Origin of the sequence: Streptomyces sp. NPDC053076, assembly GCF_044546845.1 — a bacterium.
Classification (GTDB): Bacteria; Actinomycetota; Actinomycetes; order Streptomycetales; family Streptomycetaceae; genus Streptomyces.
Genome location: NZ_JBITZL010000008.1, coordinates 143,034 through 158,225 on the forward strand (window position 1 = coordinate 143,034; position 15,192 = coordinate 158,225).

Below are 15,192 nucleotides of genomic sequence, written 5' to 3' on the forward strand. Positions count from 1 at the left end.
ACCCCCGGCCGTCAGTGCCACCTGGCACGATGGACGGCATGGGAAACGCCGAAGTGCTGTCGATCCACGTCCATCCGGTCAAGGCGTTCCGAGCCGTGCCGCTCCGGGAGGCCGTCGTCGAGCCCTGGGGCCTGGCCGGTGACCGACGCTGGACACTGATCGACGACGGGGGAAAGGTCGTCACACAGCGCGAACAGCCGCGCCTCGCACTGGCCGCCGCCGAGCCTCTGGCCGGCGGCGGCGTTCGTCTGTCCGCACCCGGCCGGGCGCCGCTGACGGTCGAGGTGCCGAAACCGGCGGAGACCATACCGGTGACCGTGTTCGGCACGAAGGTGGAGGCGGTCCCGGCCGGCGCGGCCGCGCACGCCTGGTGCAGTGCCTATCTGGGGGCCGAGGTCCGCCTGGTCCACCTGGACGATCCGGCCACCCGCCGCCCGATCGACCCCGAGTACGCCCGGCCCGGCGAGACGGTGAGCTTCGCCGACGGCTATCCCCTGCTGGTCACCACGGTGGCCTCGCTGGACGCCCTGAACACGCTGATCGCCGAGGGGCGGAACGCCGACGAGGGCCCGCTGCCCATGAACCGGTTCCGCCCGAACGTCGTCGTCACCGGCACCGAGCCCTGGGCCGAGGACCACTGGACGCGGATCGCCGTCGGCGAGGTGGTGTTCCGGGCGCCGAGGCCGAGCGGGCGGTGTGTCGTGACCACCACCGACCAGGAGACGGCGGTACGCGGCCGGGAACCGTTGCAGACGCTGGCACGCCACCGCAGGATCGGCGGCAAGCTGCTGTTCGGTCAGAACCTCGTGCCCCTCTGCCCCGGCACGATCAGAGTGGGCGACCCGGTCCGGGTCCTGGAGCAGCCCGGGAGCGGCAGGCGGACAGCGGTCCGGCACTGATCCGGCGGGCCGGGAACCGGGGGCCGGGTCCCACCCGTTGAGGGAGCGTGAGAAATTCGTGAGACGCCGCGTGCGTCAGCCACCGCGGCGGAGGTGATGTCGATCGCCCCCGGTCCGGGCCGGGAACGAGAGCCGACGCGGGGGTTGCGGCGCACCGGAGGGGGGCGGGGACATGCGGGCACTCGACGGGCTGTGGCGCTGGCGGCACAATCCACTGCGCCGCACGACCGATCTGGCCGAGGCGTGGGTGGCCCTCGTCGCGCTGCTGCTGATCGCCGTGGTCGCACCCGTCCTGGGCTGTCTCGTCGGTGCCTGCGCCCAGGACTCGCTCCAGCGGTCCGCACGGCAGCAGCAGCACGCGCGCCGTCTCGTCCCGGCCACCGTGGTCCGGGAGCTGGGCGGCGCCCTGCCGGAGGCCGACCCCGAGACGACCTCCGGGCGCGAGGCCCGCAGCCGCGTGCTCGCGCGGTGGACCGCGCCGGACGGCACCCGGCGGTACGGCCCGGTCCTGGCGGACCTCACCTCCCCCCACCGAGGGGACCGTTTCGAGCTCTGGACCGACCCGCACGGCCGAATAACGACCCGCCCGCTGGACTCCGCCACGGCGACGGCGCACGCCGTGCTCGCCGGGCTTGGCACGGCTCTGCTGACCGCGGCCGTGGTCGAGAGCGGCCGCCGCCTGACCGTCTGGCGCCTGGTCCGCCGGCGGTACGCGCGCTGGGACCAGGCATGGGACCGGGCCGGCCCGGACTGGGGCAAGGCGGGCACCGGGAGCTGACGGGCTTCCGGCTCTGGTCAACCGGGCGTCGCGGCACACGCTACGGTGGACCGGCTGAAGCGCTGTCGGCGACGCCCCGCGGGTCCGTGACCCGGAGGCGAGCACATGTCCGGGGGCGCGAACGCGCTCACGCCCGGGCGCCGAGCACGGTCGCGGTCCGGGCACCGGCGGCCGTCCCGACGGACAGCGAGCCATCAGTACGACGAGGTGGGGGCACAGCAACGCCATGGCACAGGGCACGGTCCAGGTGACGCACACCGGTACGTCGCGGTGGCGGCGCCGCACGGGTGAGTACGCTTCGCTCACCGCCGCCCTGGAGGCCGCCGCCGACGGCGACGTCCTCACGATCGCCCCCGGCACGTACCGGGAGAACCTCGTCATCCAGCGGGCGGTGACGCTCCGTGGGCCCGAGGGCTCGTCCGGCTCGGTGCGGATCGCGCCCGTGGACGGGGTGCCGCTCACCGTGCGGGCCTCCGCCGTGGTGCAGGACCTGCACGTGGAGGGCCAGGACGCGGCGGCGCCCGCGCTGCTGGTCGAGGAGGGCACGCCCGAGCTGATGGACGTGCGGATCGTCACCCGGTCCGCCGCCGGCATCGAGGTGCGCGGTGGCGCCCGCCCGACCGTGCGCCGGTGCACCGTCGACAACCCGGCCGGCATCGGCATCGCCGTACTCGACGGCGGCGGAGGGGTGTTCGAGGAGTGCGAGGTCGTCGCGGCCGGGCAGGCGGGCGTGACGGTCCGTGGCGGGGCCCATCCGCGTCTGGAGCGCTGCCGGGTGCACCACGCCGCCGGCACCGGCCTCACCGCGACCGGTGAGAACTCCGCGCTGGAGGCGGTGGGGTGCGAGATCTACGAGGTGCGCGGCTCCGGCGTCCAGGTCACCCAGCGGGCCACCGCGCACCTGACGGACTGCGATGTGCACCGCACCACCGCCGACGGCATCACCATGGACACCGATGCGGTGCTCACGCTCGCCGACTGCCGCATCCACGACATCCCGGAGAACGCGGTCGACCTGCGCTCCCGCTCGGTGCTCACGCTGACCCGCACGACGGTCCGTCAGTTCGGGCGCAACGGCCTGTCGGTGTGGGACCCGGGGACCCGGGTGGACGCCAACCAGTGCGAGATCTTCGACAGCACCGGCGACTACCCGGCGGTGTGGGTGAGCGACGGGGCCACCGCCGTCCTCGACGCCTGCCGGGTGCACGATGTGCCGGACGCGCTGTTCGTGCTGGACCGCGGTTCCCGCGCGGACGTCGTCGACAGCGACCTGTCGCAGGTGCGCAACACGGCCGTGTCGGTGAGCGACGGGGCGACCGCGCAGCTGGACGACTGCCGGATCCGGGAGGCGGCCACCGGTGCGTGGTTCCGCGATCACGGCAGCGGCGGCACGCTCAACAACTGCACTCTGGACGGCACGCAGACCGGAGTGATCGTCACCAAGGGCGCCGACCCGACCATCGAGCGCTGCACGGTCGACTCCCCCGCCGAGGCCGGTTTCTACGTCTCCGCGGGCGGCCGGGGCAGCTTCCTGAACTGCCGGGTCACCGGGAGCGGCGGTTACGGCTTCCATGTGATCGACGGTTGCCGTACGACGCTGCGCAGGTGCCGTACGGAACGGTGCGCGCGCGGCGGGTACGAGTTCGCCGACGGAGGCCCGGACGCCGGCTCCGGGACGGGACCGGTCGTGGAGGACTGCACCAGCGACGAGAGCGGCGGTCCCCGGACGCCCGCGGGGCGGGAGCCGGCCGTGCAGACGGTGACGCAGGCCGCCGGGCTGCTGGGCGCGCTCCCGGGGCAGCGGGCGGCGGAGCAGGAGCCGGCCGTCGCCGACGCGGAACCGGCGACGGCACAGCGGACGTCGAAGGACGTGCTCGGGGAACTCGACGCGCTGGTGGGCCTGGAGAGCGTCAAGCGCGAGGTGCGGGCGCTGACCGACATGATCGAGGTGGGCCGGCGCCGGCAGCGGGCGGGGCTGAAGGCGGCCTCCGTCAAGCGGCATCTGGTCTTCACCGGTTCCCCCGGCACCGGCAAGACGACGGTCGCCCGGCTCTACGGCGAGATCCTCGCCTCGCTGCACGTGCTGGAGAAGGGCCACCTGGTGGAGGTGTCCCGGGTGGACCTGGTCGGCGAGCACATCGGCTCCACGGCGATCCGCACCCAGGAGGCGTTCCAACGGGCGCGCGGTGGTGTGCTGTTCATCGACGAGGCGTACGCGCTGTCCCCGCAGGACGCCGGCCGGGACTTCGGCAAGGAGGCCATCGACACGCTCGTGAAGCTGATGGAGGATCACCGGGACGCGGTGGTGGTGATCGTCGCCGGGTACACCGCGGAGATGGAGCGCTTCCTCTCCGTCAACCCGGGCGTGGCCTCCCGCTTCTCCCGCACCATCACCTTCGGCGACTACGGCCCCGAGGAGCTGCTGCGGATCGTGGAGCAGCAGGCCGAAGAGCACGAGTACCGGCTGGCGCCGGGCGCGTCCGAGGCGCTGCTGAAGTACTTCACGGCGATCCCGAAGGGGCCCGCGTTCGGCAACGGCCGTACCGCCCGGCAGACGTTCGAGGCGATGGTGGAGCGCCACGCGAGCCGCGTCGCCCAGTTGCCCGACCCGACCACCGACGACCTGACCCTGCTGTTCGCGGAGGACCTGCCGGAGCTGCCCTAGCGGCCCGGTTGCGGCGATCCGTTGCGCTGAGCGGCCCGGCTGCGGCGATCCGCTGCACTGAGCGACCCGGCTGCGGCGATCCGCTGCCGGGAGGACCTCTGGCCGCAGGCGCTACAGGTTGTCTCCCCAGCCGCCTTGGATCATGGTCTGGAACGCCCACTCGCCGTCCCGCTTGAGCAGGATGTCGGCGTACCGGAGCTGCTGGGAACAGCCGTCCGCGGTCATGGTCGAGTCCGTGAAGACCACGGCCATGGAGGGGGACAGGAACACCGGGGTGCGGGCGGATTCGAAGGTGATGTCCTGGTCCCCCTCACCCAGCACCTGGGTCATGGTCGCGATGAACCGGTCCCTGTCCCACTGCGCCGATCGGCCATGGCCCGCAGCATCGTCGCTGACGAGGTTGAGCGGAAACACGGCCATGTCCGCCATGCGCTGGATGTCACGCTTGCCGCTCGCGGCGTCGTACTCCGCGAACCAGGCGTCCAGGCTCGCGCGGTCTTCGGTCGTCGGGGTGTAGCCGGTGTCGGGCAGGAGGGTCATACGGGCTCCTTGACGGGAAGCGATCACGAGCGGGTAGTCAAGTTCAACTAGTGGACTACGCCAGGAAAGTACGCCTGACGAAGAGGTTAGTCAAACTTGATTAGTTGGGATACGTGGCCTTGCCGACGCTGACGAAGGGAAGATCGGTCAACCGGTGTCTAGGCGCTGGCCCGGCAGTTCCGGGCGCAGGCGAGTCAGGAGGGTGGCTCGTGCGCGGGTGAAGACGGGGTCCGACTGGTAGGCGGAGTGGCCGAGGATCGGAGCCGGCAGCGGGTGGTCGGCGGTTCGGCCGTAGGCGCGGGGGTCCGGCAGCGGGTCGTGGTCGACGTCCGGGGTGGCGTCGTCGGGGACGCGAACCGGGCCGCCGATGGGGTCGGTTCGGCGATACAGGTTGCGCCAGCAGGCGATGTCGTGGTGCAGGGCGGCGAGCGCCGGCGGGCCGAAGTGGGCCGGGAACCAGCGGCCGTACAGGCGCTCCAGCGGGGAGCCGTAGGTGAGCAGGGCGACCCGTCCACGTACGGACGGCGGCAGTTGCCAGGCCGCCGCCGCGGCGAGGACGCTGCCCTGCGAGTGCCCGGACAGCACCAGCCGGCCGCCGGTGCGCCGGATCCAGGTGGCCATGCGCCAGGTCAGATCCGGCACCGCGCGCTCGGCGTAGCAGGGCGGTGCGAAGGGGTGGGCGGCGCGCGGCCAGAAGGTGCCGACGTCCCAGAGGATGCCGATGGTCCGCCGCGCCGAGGCGTCCTTGTAGGCGCGCCTGCCCCAGGTCACGAAGAGCAGGAAGCCGAGTCCGACCAGCCAGGAGCCCAGCGCCTGCGAGGTCTCGGCCACGGCCTGGACGACATGGTGGGTGCGGCGCGCCGCCCCGTCGGGCGTCTTCCCGGTGACCAGGGCACCGGCCAGCGCCGCTGCGCCCAGCAGGAGGGTGGCGGCGGCGATGACGGTGACGACGAGGGGCACCCGGTCGGTGAGGGTGGCCATGGCCCGGGCGTGGGCGATGGCGCGGGTGCGGGACGGATCCTCCGGTTCGCCGGGGTGTTCGAGGCGCACGCGGGCACGTTCGGCTCGGGCGAGCCGGGCGGTGCGTACCGCGAGCAGCGCGGCCAGGAGCAGCAGGACCACGAAAATTGGCGGAATGGCCGACGCCTGCCAGGTCAGCAGTACCGGCGGTCCGGGGAGCAGGGCGCGGGTGCCGTCCAGCCAGTCGGCGACGCGCTGGGCGACTCCGCCGGACATCACTCCGCCCAGCGCGCAGGCGAGCATCGCGACGGCGGGACCGCCGAGGCCCCGCATCCCGGCGCGCGGGTCGGGGCGGCCCCGGTGCAGATCCCCGGCCACGGCGCCGAGGACGACGACGAGTGCACCCTGGGCCAGCATGAGCGCGCCGAAGGCCGGGTCCCCGGGCAGCCGCCCGGTGGACTGCCAGCCGGGCCGGGACCAGCCGGCGTACACCAGACCGAGCAGCAGCAGGGCGAGCGCGCCGAGCGCCAGCGACCGTACGAGGTACCGGTCGAGCCGCTGATCGAGCCGGTTCTCGCTGCGGCCCCGGCGGCAGACGACCACCACCACCGCGACCGCCCAGGCCAGCAGGGCCGCGGCCAGCAGCAGGCCGAGGCCGTCCAGGACCGGTGGGCCGCCTGGCCGTCGGTCGAAGCGGACCGCGGGGGTGGCGACGGCGCCGGCCACCGTGAGCAGACCGGCCGCGGTGTGCGCCGCACGCAGCCGGGCAACCAGCCGGCGCCCGTACCAGAAGCCGGGCCGGACCAGCGCACTTCCGTGGGCGTCGGCGTCCGACTCGACCACGTCGGCGCCCGGCGCGGGGGCGTGTGTGCCCGACTCGGGGGCCTGGGCGCCGGTTGCGGGATCGTGGGTGCCCGCGTGTTCCGGTCCGGAGTCGGCCGGCAGGGGCCGGTGGGACTCGTACGCGTTCCAGGTGCGGTGGGAGAGGTACCAGAGCAGGACGGTCAGCGCGGCCGGCAGCACCGCGGCGACGGCCAGCCGGCGGCCGGGCGCGCTCCACCAGCCGCCGGATCCGGCCGGCGCCCCGGGAGCCGCGGGCGCCAGGAAACCCAGCCAGGAGTGGCGGCGGACGCAGCCCTGGGCGCCCGCGCACTGCCAGGCCACCAGGTCGAGTGCCACCTCACAGGCGGCGGCCACCAGCAGCACGGTCAGGGTGAGGGCGGAGAGCCGGACGAGGAGGCCGTAGAGCCGGACGGTGCGCGGCCGGCCGGGTGCGGCGGGGCGCATCCAGTGGGCGAGGTTGACGACCATGAACGGCAGCAGCAACAGCCACAGGGCGCGGCTGCCGTCGCCGGAGGTGAGGTTGCACCAGACGTACGCCTCCCGGACCGGTCCACGCCCGGAATCCTTCCCAGGGTCTCCTCCGGACTCCCCCTCGGCTCCCGGACCGTCCGGAGCGGGCCCGGCGTCCTCGGCGCGCCGGAAGACGGCGGCCGTGTCATCGCCGGTGACCCGGACCGTGCGCGGGTCACCGAGCATCTTCTCGGGCGTGGTGCCGCCAACCCCGTGCACCAGCAGTTCCAGATCGCGCCCCTGCTCCACCGGCCGACCCGCCTGCCACCCGGCGGCCCGCTCCTCGTACGGCCCGACGGCCTCGTCCGCGGACGATCCCACCGCCTGATCCGAGCGCGGCCCCACCGCCTCGTCCGCGTACGGTCCCACCGCCTGATCCGAGCGCGGCCCGATCGCCTCGTCCGCGTACGGCTCGGCCACCTGATCCGCGCGCGGCCCGACCACCTGACCCGCGCGCGGCCCGGCCACCTCGTCCGCGTGTAAGCCGCCTGCCTGATCCTCGAGCGCCCCGACGGCCCGGGCTTCGCACGTCCCGGCGGTCGTGTCCTCGTAATGCTCCGCAGGCCCGTTCGCGTCCCGGCCTGTGGGCCCGTTCGCGTTCCGCCCCGCGGGCCCGTTCGCGTGCCGTCCCGCGGGTCGCTCCTCGTGCCGCCCGCTGGGGCGGTCCTGTGCACGTTCCACTGTTCTCGCACTTCCCCCGTGACGCCCGGACGTCTGTGTCGTGCGCGCTCCAGGATCTCCGGTCCGGCGCTCGCTCACACCTCTCGTCACGGAATCTCCCCGATCCGGGTGACGACGAGCGCGGCGGCCACGGTCCGAGGGGCGGTGACCCGGGCCGGCAGGTGGTGGCGCAACCGGCGCCGACCCGTGAAAGGATGGGACGCCCGCGCACTGCCGGACGGATGGAACTTCCTGGTCGGAGCCGGTGCGCCGGACGTGTCGGACGGTTGGCGGCGAAAGGACCGGAGCGTACGTGAGTGAGAATCAGAACCTCCTCGCGGAGCAGCGTCGCGCCCTGATCCTGGACGAGGTCCGGCGCCGGGGCGGGGTGCGGGTGAACGAACTGACCCGCAAGCTCGGCGTCTCGGACATGACGGTGCGCCGCGACCTGGACGCGCTGGCCCGCCAGGGCGTGCTGGAGAAGGTGCACGGCGGTGCGGTCCCGGTGGTCGAGGCGAGCACGCACGAGCCGGGGTTCGAGGCGAAGTCGGGGCTGGAGCTGACCGCCAAGGAGGACATCGCCCGCGCCGCGGCCCACCTGGTCAGCCCGGGGGCGGCGATCGCCCTGTCCGGCGGTACGACGACGTACGCGCTCGCCCAGCACCTGCTGGAGGTGCCCGACCTGACCGTGGTGACGAACTCTGTGCGGGTCGCGGACGTCTTCCACGCCGCGCAACGCACCTCGGGGCAGCGGCAGGGGTCGGCCACGGTGGTCCTGACGGGCGGGGTGCGTACCCCGTCGGACTCGCTGGTGGGGCCGGTGGCGGATCAGGCGATCGCCTCGCTCCACTTCGATCTGCTCTTCCTCGGCGTGCACGGCATATCGGTGGAGGCCGGCCTGTCGACGCCGAACCTCGCGGAGGCCGAGACCAACCGGCGGCTGGTGCACTCCGCGCGCCGGGTCGTGGTGGTCGCCGACCACACCAAGTGGGGCACGGTGGGCCTGAGTTCCTTCGCCGCGCTGGATCAGGTGGACACACTGGTGACCGACGCCGGCCTGCCCGCCGAGGCGCGCACGGAGATCGCCGAGCACCTGCGGGTGGTCGTGGCGGGCGAGGAAGACGGCACAGACATCTGAGATGCCGTCAGCTATGGTGACCCCGCCCGGTCGACCGCGCTGCGGCAGTGGCACAAGGGGGTTGCGTCCATGGCTCGTCGTCTGCGCCCGGTGGATCTCGACTTCGTCGGGTCCGCGCCCGTACGTCTGGTCTTCGCGCGCGACATCTCCGCCTCCCCCGAGCAGGTCTTCCACGCGCTCGCCGAGGACGTGCCCGGATGGCCGCAGTGGTTCTCGGCGGTGACGCTCGCCCGGCCCACCGACGGCGGCGCCGGTCGGGAGATCCGGCTCCGGGGCGGGACGCGGTTCGCGGAGACGGTGCTGGTGTCGAAGGCGCCCGAGGTGTACGCCTACCGCGTCGACACCACCAACGCGCCGGGCGCCCGTGCCCTGGCCGAGGAGTGGCGCCTCACTCCTCGCGGCACCGGCACCCGGGTGCAGTGGACCTTCGCCGCCGACGGGCCGGCACCGTTCCGGTTCGTCCTCGGACTGGCCCGGGCGGGTCTGGGGCGTGCCTTCCGCAACGCGGTGACGTCCCTGGACCGGCGCGTGACCGTGCGCTGATCAGGTGGTGCCGCGGGCCGTCAGCCCCTGTCCCGTTCCCAAACGGGGGCGCCGGCGGGATCCCCGCTCCCTCGTCGTACGCCGGCCCGTACGACCCCCGCACCGGCTGACCGTACGACCCCTCGCACCGGCCGCGTCAGACCCGGAAGAGGCCCAGGAAGGTGCTCCACAAGCCCTTCTTCCCGGCCGGTTCAGACCCGGAAGACGTCCAGGAAGGTGCTCCAGAAACCCTTCTTCCTGGCCGGTTCCTGGCGCGCAGCGGCCGTGGGCGCCGCGGGCAGCGGCTGTTCCGCGGCGGCGGACACGGTCCGGCCCTGCACCGCGACGGCCATGCGGGTGGCCGGCGTCGGGCTGAAGGCCACGGGCAGCGCGACCAGTGCCCGGTGGAACGGGCCCGGCCGCCACTCCAGTTCCTTCTCGTGGACGGCCAGCGTCAGATCGGGCAGGGCGTTGAGGATCTTCTCGATCGCGGTGACGGCGATGACCTGCGCCGGATCCTTGGCCGGGCAGGCGTGCGGGCCGGCTCCCCAGGCGAGGTGGGCGCCCTTGCTGTGCGTCCGGCGGGCCTCGGCGAGCGCGGGATCGCTGTTGGCCGCGGCGAAGCTGATCACGACCGGCGTGTTGGCCTCGGCCACCACTCCCCCCAGGTCCACGTCCTGGAGCGGGTAGTGGGTGGCGTAGTTGGCGATGGGCGTCTGGTCCCACAGGACGTGGTCGATCGCCTCCTCGATCAGCAGCCCGGAGTCGCGTCCGCTGGTACCGGGCGACAGCAGCAGGAGCAGGGCGTTGCAGATCAGGTTGCGCTCGGGTTCCACGCCGGCGCCCATCAGAATGACCAGCTGGTCCCTGAGTTCCTCGTCGGTCAGTCCCGCGGGGTGCTGGATCAGCCACGAGGTGACGTCGTCACCGGGCTGGCGCCGCTTGAGGGCGACCAGCTCCATGAGGCAGGCGTTGATGTCCTCGCTGGCGCGCTGGGCGTCGTTGCCGTCGAACATCGCCGACATGGCGCTGGTGAGAGTGTCACCGATGTCCGGCGGGCAGCCGAAGAGCTTGTTGAACAGCAGCAGCGGCAGCAGTTTGGCGTAGTCGTTGAGGAGGTCGGCGCGGCCCCGCTCGCTGAACCGGTCGATGAGGTAGTCGGCGATGGGTTCGACGTCCCGGCGGACGCGGGTGATGTTGAGCCGGGCGAGGCTGTCCGTGACGGCCTTGCGCAGCCGCAGGTGCACGGCGCCGTCGGTGAACAGGCAGTTGGGCCGGTACGCCATCATCGGCAGCACCGGGCTGTCCAGCGCGATCCGCCCTTCGTTCAGCGCCTTCCAGCGACGGGAATCCCGGGCGAAGAGCGTGGAGTTCTGCAGGACGCGCAGCGCCGTCTCGTGGCTCACGACCAGAGTGGCGTCGACGCCGGGCGCGAGTTCGACCGGCCCGGCCGGACCGTGGGCGCGCAACCGGTCGTAGATCTGCTGGGGATCCGCGGCGAACACCGCGTCGTGCATGGGGCATCCGGCACCGGCGGAGGCGGGGGCTGACTGGCGGTCCATGGGGTTCCTTCTGCTGGCTCCGGGCCGGGGGTCCGGACGGATGGTCTTGTCGGGCGGCTCGGGCGCGGGGGGATGGTGTGTCAGGCGGCTCGGGTGAGCAGGTGACGCACGAGGGCGATGAGCGCGAGGGCGGAGGACTGCCGGTCGCGTGCGTCGCAGTAGACGACGGGGGTGTCCGGGAGCAGGTCGAGAGCCTCGCGCACCTCCGCCTCCTCGTACGCATGGCTCGGTCCGAAGCTGTTGACCGCGATGGCGTACTCCAGGCCGTACCGCTCGACGAGGTCGATGACGGGGAAGGTCTCCTCCAGCCGGGCGGGATCGACCAGGAGCAGCGCACCCAGCGCGCCGCGGGCCATGTCCTCCCACAGCTGCATGAAACGCTGCTGTCCGGGGGTGCCGAACAGATACAGCACGAGGTCGTCGCTGAGGGTGAGGCGGCCGAAGTCCAGGGCCACGGTGGTGGTGGTCTTGTCCGTCACGCCCCTGAGGTCGTCCACGTGCAGGGACGCCTGTGTCATCTTCTCCTCGGTGCGCAGCGGGGTGATCTCCGACAGCGAGCCGATGAACGTCGTCTTGCCCACGGCGAAGTGCCCGACGACCAGGATCTTGGCAGCGTTGGTCACCGCGCTGGAGACGTAGATGGATCCAGGGGCCGTCTCAGCCGATGAGGGATTGGAGTCCATTCAGAACCTTCTCGAGGGTCGCTCTGTCAACGTTCTGAGCCCGGGGCGGCTCGGCGCGGCGCAGGAGGTGGCCCTGCTCGGATAAGTCGGTCAGCAGCAGCCGGGCCACCCCCACCGGCAGCCCCAGGTGTCCGGCCACCTCGGCGACCGACAGGTAGCCGCCCGCGCACAGGTTCCAGATCGCCATCACTTCGGGGCCGGCTCCCAGCGGAGGGGTCCGCTCGGGAGCCAGGGTGACCAGGGTGTGCAGCGCCAGGTCGTCCGAGTCCGGCAGGGTCCGGCCGCCGGTGATGACGTAGGAGCGGACGAAGTCGCTGGTGACGGAGGCTTCCTCACCGGGCCTTGTCATGCGCCGGCACCGTTGTCCGACCGGGGCGGCACGCTCATCGCCTTGCTCAGACCGGCCACCGTCTTCTGCATACGGAAGGACATGGCTTCCATGTCGACGTCCAGCGCGGCCGAGACGGCGAGGTACGAGCCCTGGCCGGCGGCGATCAGGAAGATCCAGCCGCCGTCGTACTCCAGCAGCGTCTGCTTCCAGATGCCGTGTCCGGCTCCGACGAACCCCGCGACGGCGCGGCTCAGCGACTGCATCGAGCTCATCGCGGCGGCGTTGGTCTCCGCGTCGTCCCGCCCGATGTCGTCCGAGCGCTGCAACAACAGGCCGTCGCCCGAGACGAGGATGGCGTGCCGGGCTCCGCGCACCTCGAGCACATCGTTCAGCACCCAGGACAGGTCGGTCTTCACTTGTTGTCAGGTCCTTCCGTGGTGTTCGTGGTGCGCCCGAGCTGGGTTCCGCGCGCGAACGCCCCGAGCCGCGAGGCCGTCACCTCGCTGGCCGGCTCGGGCGTCTCCTCCTGACCGGCGCTGTCGAGGGCCGGGACCACCGTGACCGAGCCGTTGCGGCGCCGGCGTTTGGGCAGACCTCCCGAGGTCGTTCCCACCACGTGCGAGGGACCCACGACCGGGACCGGCGCGAGACGCTGCGGTGCGGCCTCCGGGCCCGCGGTGTCCTGGACGTCGGCCGCGGGGGCCGGGGCGTCGGCCGCGAGGAGGCTTTCGGGCACACGAATCACTGCACGCACTCCGCCATAGGGGGATACGGAGCCGACGGAGACGGCGAAGCCGTAGCGGGCGGCGAGCATGCCGCACACGGCGAAGCCGAACCGCGGCGGATCGCCGAGACCGGTGATGTCGACGGGACCGTCGACGGACAGCAGCGACGCCGCCCGGTCCTTGGTCTCCTGGTCCATGCCGAGGCCGGCGTCGTCCACGATGAAGCACACGCCGGTGGGTACGGTCTGGATGTTGACCTCGACCGGCGTGCCGGGCGCGCTGTAGTTCGTGGCGTTGTCCAGCAGTTCGGCCAGGACGACGGCCACCGGCTCGACCGCCTTGCCGATGAGCGAGACGTTGACCTGCGAGTGGACGCTGACCCGGTTGAAGTCCCGGATCCTGCCCTGGGCGCTGCGGGCGACGTCGTACACGGTGGCGGCGCCCTCGCGCCTGCCCAGCCAGCCGCCGCACAGCACGGAGATGCCCTTGGCGCGGCGGCCGAACTGGCTGCCGGTGTGGTCGACCGTCATCAGGTCGGCCAGGACGTCCGTGGTGTCGCCGTACTTCTTCAACAGGTCGTCGAGGAGTACTTGCTGCTCCTCGGCGAGCGACTGGAGGGTTCCCATCGCGGACTTCAGCACCGCTTTGGTGGCCGCCTCCGCGTCCGCCCGTACGTCGGCGAGGTCCCGCTGATGCTGCGAGGACAGCGTGGCGATGTGCGCGTGGAGCTGACCCACGTCGCCGCGGGCCTCTCCCAGTCCTGTCTCCAGGTCCTTCCTCGTTCTTCGGAGAGCCATGTTGGTTCTCCGGGCCCGCATCACTGCGGCGACCGCAGTGATGAGCACCACCAGCAAGATCCACAGCAGTGGATCCGTGGTCAATGACGTCATGAGACTCTCTTCAAGTCGCATCGCGCCGGGAGCGTGAAGAGCGCGATGGTGCCTTTGACTGTCCCCCAGACGCGTTCATGACACGCCGTCAGCCCACTGAAAAGTGGGATGATCTTATCAGTCACCCAGACACAACCGGCTTGCCCCGGACGCCAATTGAGACGTCACCAAACCCACACACCCTCGACACCCGCCCGTCGGGCAGCGGTCACCCGGGAGCGAGGCCGGACTCAGTGCGGCCACACCCCTGTCGCCAGGAACGAGTCGATCGCCGCCGTGTACGGCGCGATGTCCATGCCCTGCTCCGCGAGCCACGCGTCCGAGTAGTACTTGTCCAGGTACCGGTCCCCCGGGTCGCACAGCAGGGTGACGACACTGCCCGTACGGCCCTCGGCCACCATCTCGGCCACGATCTTCAGCGCGCTCCACAGTCCGGTGCCCGTGGAACCGCCCGCCTTGCGGCCGATGGCCCCCTCCAGCGCCCGCACGGCGGCGACACTGGCGGCGTCCGGGACCTTCATCATCCGGTCGATCGCCCCGGGCACGAAGCTCGGCTCCATGCGCGGCCGGCCGATGCCCTCGATCCGGGAGCCGCAGTCACAGGTGACGTCCGGGTCCGCGGTGGTCCAGCCCTCGAAGAAACAGGAGTTGTCCGGATCGGCCACACAGATACGGGTGTCGTACTGCATGTAGTGGACGTAGCGGGCGAGGGTCGCCGAGGTGCCGCCGGTGCCCGCCGTGGCGACGATCCAGGCCGGCTCCGGGAACCGCTCCAACCGCAGCTGCCGGAAGGTGGATTCGGCGATGTTGTTGTTGCCGCGCCAGTCCGTGGCCCGCTCGGCGTAGGTGAACTGGTCCATGTAGTGGCCACCGGTCTCCATCGCGAGGCGGGCGGACTCCTCGTACATCTTCCGGGAGTCGTCCACGAAGTGGCACCGGCCGCCATGGAACTCGATCAGACGGATCTTCTCGGCGCTGGTCGTACGCGGCATGACCGCGATGAAGGGCACGCCGATCAGCTTCGCGAAGTATGCCTCGGAGACCGCCGTCGAGCCGCTGGACGCCTCGATGACCGGGTGGTCCGGGCGGATCCAGCCATTGCACAGGCCGTAGAGGAACAGGGAACGGGCGAGCCGGTGCTTGAGGCTGCCGGTCGGGTGGGTGGACTCGTCCTTCAGGTAGAGGTCGATACCCCACCGCTCGGGCAGCGGGAAGCGCAGCAGGTGCGTGTCCGCCGATCGATTGGCGTCGGCCTGAACCTTGCGGACGGCCTCTTTCAGCCAACTGCGGTAGGCGGGGTCGCTGCGGTCGACGTCGAGGGTGGCGCCGGCCCTGGTCTGGGGGGTGGTGCTCACGGAGGGGCTCCTTACGCTCGTCGCCGACGGCGCCTCACGCGGGCCGGCATGTCGAGCATAAGCACCTTTCACACGCCTTCCCACCTGCATAAACGCACCTTTGAGCCACCCAAAGACGCCCTGGGGCACAG

At 72.2% G+C, this 15,192-nt stretch carries 13 protein-coding genes; 5 read left to right on the forward strand and 8 right to left on the reverse strand.

All coding sequences use genetic code 11. The features are described from left to right. Positions 1 to 38 precede the first annotated feature (38 nt). The 3 genes from ACIGYR_RS29145 (at position 39) to ACIGYR_RS29155 (ending at position 4,342) form a co-directional block, all read left to right on the forward strand. Complete coding sequence (locus tag ACIGYR_RS29145) at positions 39 to 899, forward strand: MOSC domain-containing protein (protein ID WP_399605209.1); 861 nt, start codon at positions 39 to 41, stop codon at positions 897 to 899. A 172-nt stretch (positions 900 to 1,071) separates the two neighbouring features. Then, on the forward strand, positions 1,072 to 1,677 hold the full coding sequence (locus tag ACIGYR_RS29150; RefSeq protein WP_391843730.1) for a hypothetical protein: 606 nt from the start codon (positions 1,072 to 1,074) through the stop codon (positions 1,675 to 1,677). Positions 1,678 to 1,903: 226 nt separating this feature from the next. Continuing rightward, the gene (locus ACIGYR_RS29155; RefSeq protein WP_399605207.1) at positions 1,904 to 4,342 is read left to right on the forward strand and encodes a right-handed parallel beta-helix repeat-containing protein; all 2,439 of its coding nucleotides are present in this window, start codon (positions 1,904 to 1,906) and stop codon (positions 4,340 to 4,342) included. Positions 4,343 to 4,453: 111 nt separating this feature from the next. On the opposite strand, the gene ACIGYR_RS29160 is transcribed toward ACIGYR_RS29155, so the two are convergent. Next, the gene (locus ACIGYR_RS29160; RefSeq protein ID WP_399605206.1) at positions 4,454 to 4,882 is read right to left on the reverse strand and encodes a nuclear transport factor 2 family protein; all 429 of its coding nucleotides are present in this window, start codon (positions 4,880 to 4,882) and stop codon (positions 4,454 to 4,456) included. 147 nt (positions 4,883 to 5,029) lie between these two features. Further along, positions 5,030 to 7,444, reverse strand: coding sequence for a hypothetical protein (locus tag ACIGYR_RS29165; protein ID WP_399605290.1), 2,415 nt, complete (start codon positions 7,442 to 7,444; stop codon positions 5,030 to 5,032). A gap of 724 nt (positions 7,445 to 8,168) precedes the next feature. Between ACIGYR_RS29165 and ACIGYR_RS29170 the strand changes: the two genes are divergently transcribed. Continuing rightward, positions 8,169 to 8,993 carry a DeoR/GlpR family DNA-binding transcription regulator gene (locus tag ACIGYR_RS29170; RefSeq protein ID WP_399605204.1) on the forward strand — a complete coding sequence of 275 codons (825 nt, stop codon included), beginning with the start codon at positions 8,169 to 8,171 and terminating at the stop codon, positions 8,991 to 8,993. Positions 8,994 to 9,062: 69 nt separating this feature from the next. After that, the gene (locus ACIGYR_RS29175; protein WP_399605202.1) at positions 9,063 to 9,536 is read left to right on the forward strand and encodes an SRPBCC family protein; all 474 of its coding nucleotides are present in this window, start codon (positions 9,063 to 9,065) and stop codon (positions 9,534 to 9,536) included. Positions 9,537 to 9,727: 191 nt separating this feature from the next. Here ACIGYR_RS29175 and ACIGYR_RS29180 read toward each other — a convergent pair whose 3' ends face one another. The 6 genes from ACIGYR_RS29180 to ACIGYR_RS29205 form a co-directional block, all read right to left on the reverse strand. Beyond that, positions 9,728 to 11,032, reverse strand: coding sequence for a cytochrome P450 (locus ACIGYR_RS29180; RefSeq protein ID WP_400014353.1), 1,305 nt, complete (start codon positions 11,030 to 11,032; stop codon positions 9,728 to 9,730). 125 nt (positions 11,033 to 11,157) lie between these two features. Next, a complete protein-coding gene (locus tag ACIGYR_RS29185; protein WP_391843718.1) occupies positions 11,158 to 11,760 on the reverse strand; it encodes an ATP/GTP-binding protein in 603 nt (200 codons plus the stop codon). Further along, on the reverse strand, positions 11,735 to 12,109 hold the full coding sequence (locus tag ACIGYR_RS29190) for a DUF742 domain-containing protein (protein WP_391843716.1): 375 nt from the start codon (positions 12,107 to 12,109) through the stop codon (positions 11,735 to 11,737). The genes ACIGYR_RS29185 and ACIGYR_RS29190 overlap by 26 nt, the downstream gene beginning before the upstream one ends. Then, positions 12,106 to 12,507: a roadblock/LC7 domain-containing protein gene (locus ACIGYR_RS29195; protein ID WP_391843714.1), complete on the reverse strand. Its 402-nt coding sequence runs from the start codon at positions 12,505 to 12,507 to the stop codon at positions 12,106 to 12,108. Before ACIGYR_RS29195 ends, ACIGYR_RS29190 begins: the two co-directional genes overlap by 4 nt. Continuing rightward, the gene (locus tag ACIGYR_RS29200) at positions 12,504 to 13,706 is read right to left on the reverse strand and encodes an ATP-binding protein (RefSeq protein WP_399605197.1); all 1,203 of its coding nucleotides are present in this window, start codon (positions 13,704 to 13,706) and stop codon (positions 12,504 to 12,506) included. The genes ACIGYR_RS29195 and ACIGYR_RS29200 overlap by 4 nt, the downstream gene beginning before the upstream one ends. Positions 13,707 to 13,936: 230 nt before the next feature. Then, a complete protein-coding gene (locus ACIGYR_RS29205) occupies positions 13,937 to 15,061 on the reverse strand; it encodes a PLP-dependent cysteine synthase family protein (protein WP_391843710.1) in 1,125 nt (374 codons plus the stop codon). Positions 15,062 to 15,192 lie beyond the last annotated feature (131 nt).

Bases quoted from the DNA above. Each gene is read 5' to 3' on its own strand.
- ACIGYR_RS29185 (WP_391843718.1), bottom strand. From the start codon at position 11,760: ATGGACTCCAATCCCTCATCGGCTGAGACGGCCCCTGGATCCATCTAC.
- ACIGYR_RS29155 (WP_399605207.1), top strand. From the start codon at position 1,904: ATGGCACAGGGCACGGTCCAGGTGACGCACACCGGTACGTCGCGGTGG.
- ACIGYR_RS29145 (WP_399605209.1), top strand. From the start codon at position 39: ATGGGAAACGCCGAAGTGCTGTCGATCCACGTCCATCCGGTCAAGGCG.
- ACIGYR_RS29160 (WP_399605206.1), bottom strand. From the start codon at position 4,882: ATGACCCTCCTGCCCGACACCGGCTACACCCCGACGACCGAAGACCGC.
- ACIGYR_RS29175 (WP_399605202.1), top strand. From the start codon at position 9,063: ATGGCTCGTCGTCTGCGCCCGGTGGATCTCGACTTCGTCGGGTCCGCG.
- ACIGYR_RS29190 (WP_391843716.1), bottom strand. From the start codon at position 12,109: ATGACAAGGCCCGGTGAGGAAGCCTCCGTCACCAGCGACTTCGTCCGC.
- ACIGYR_RS29200 (WP_399605197.1), bottom strand. From the start codon at position 13,706: ATGACGTCATTGACCACGGATCCACTGCTGTGGATCTTGCTGGTGGTG.
- ACIGYR_RS29150 (WP_391843730.1), top strand. From the start codon at position 1,072: ATGCGGGCACTCGACGGGCTGTGGCGCTGGCGGCACAATCCACTGCGC.
- ACIGYR_RS29180 (WP_400014353.1), bottom strand. From the start codon at position 11,032: ATGCACGACGCGGTGTTCGCCGCGGATCCCCAGCAGATCTACGACCGG.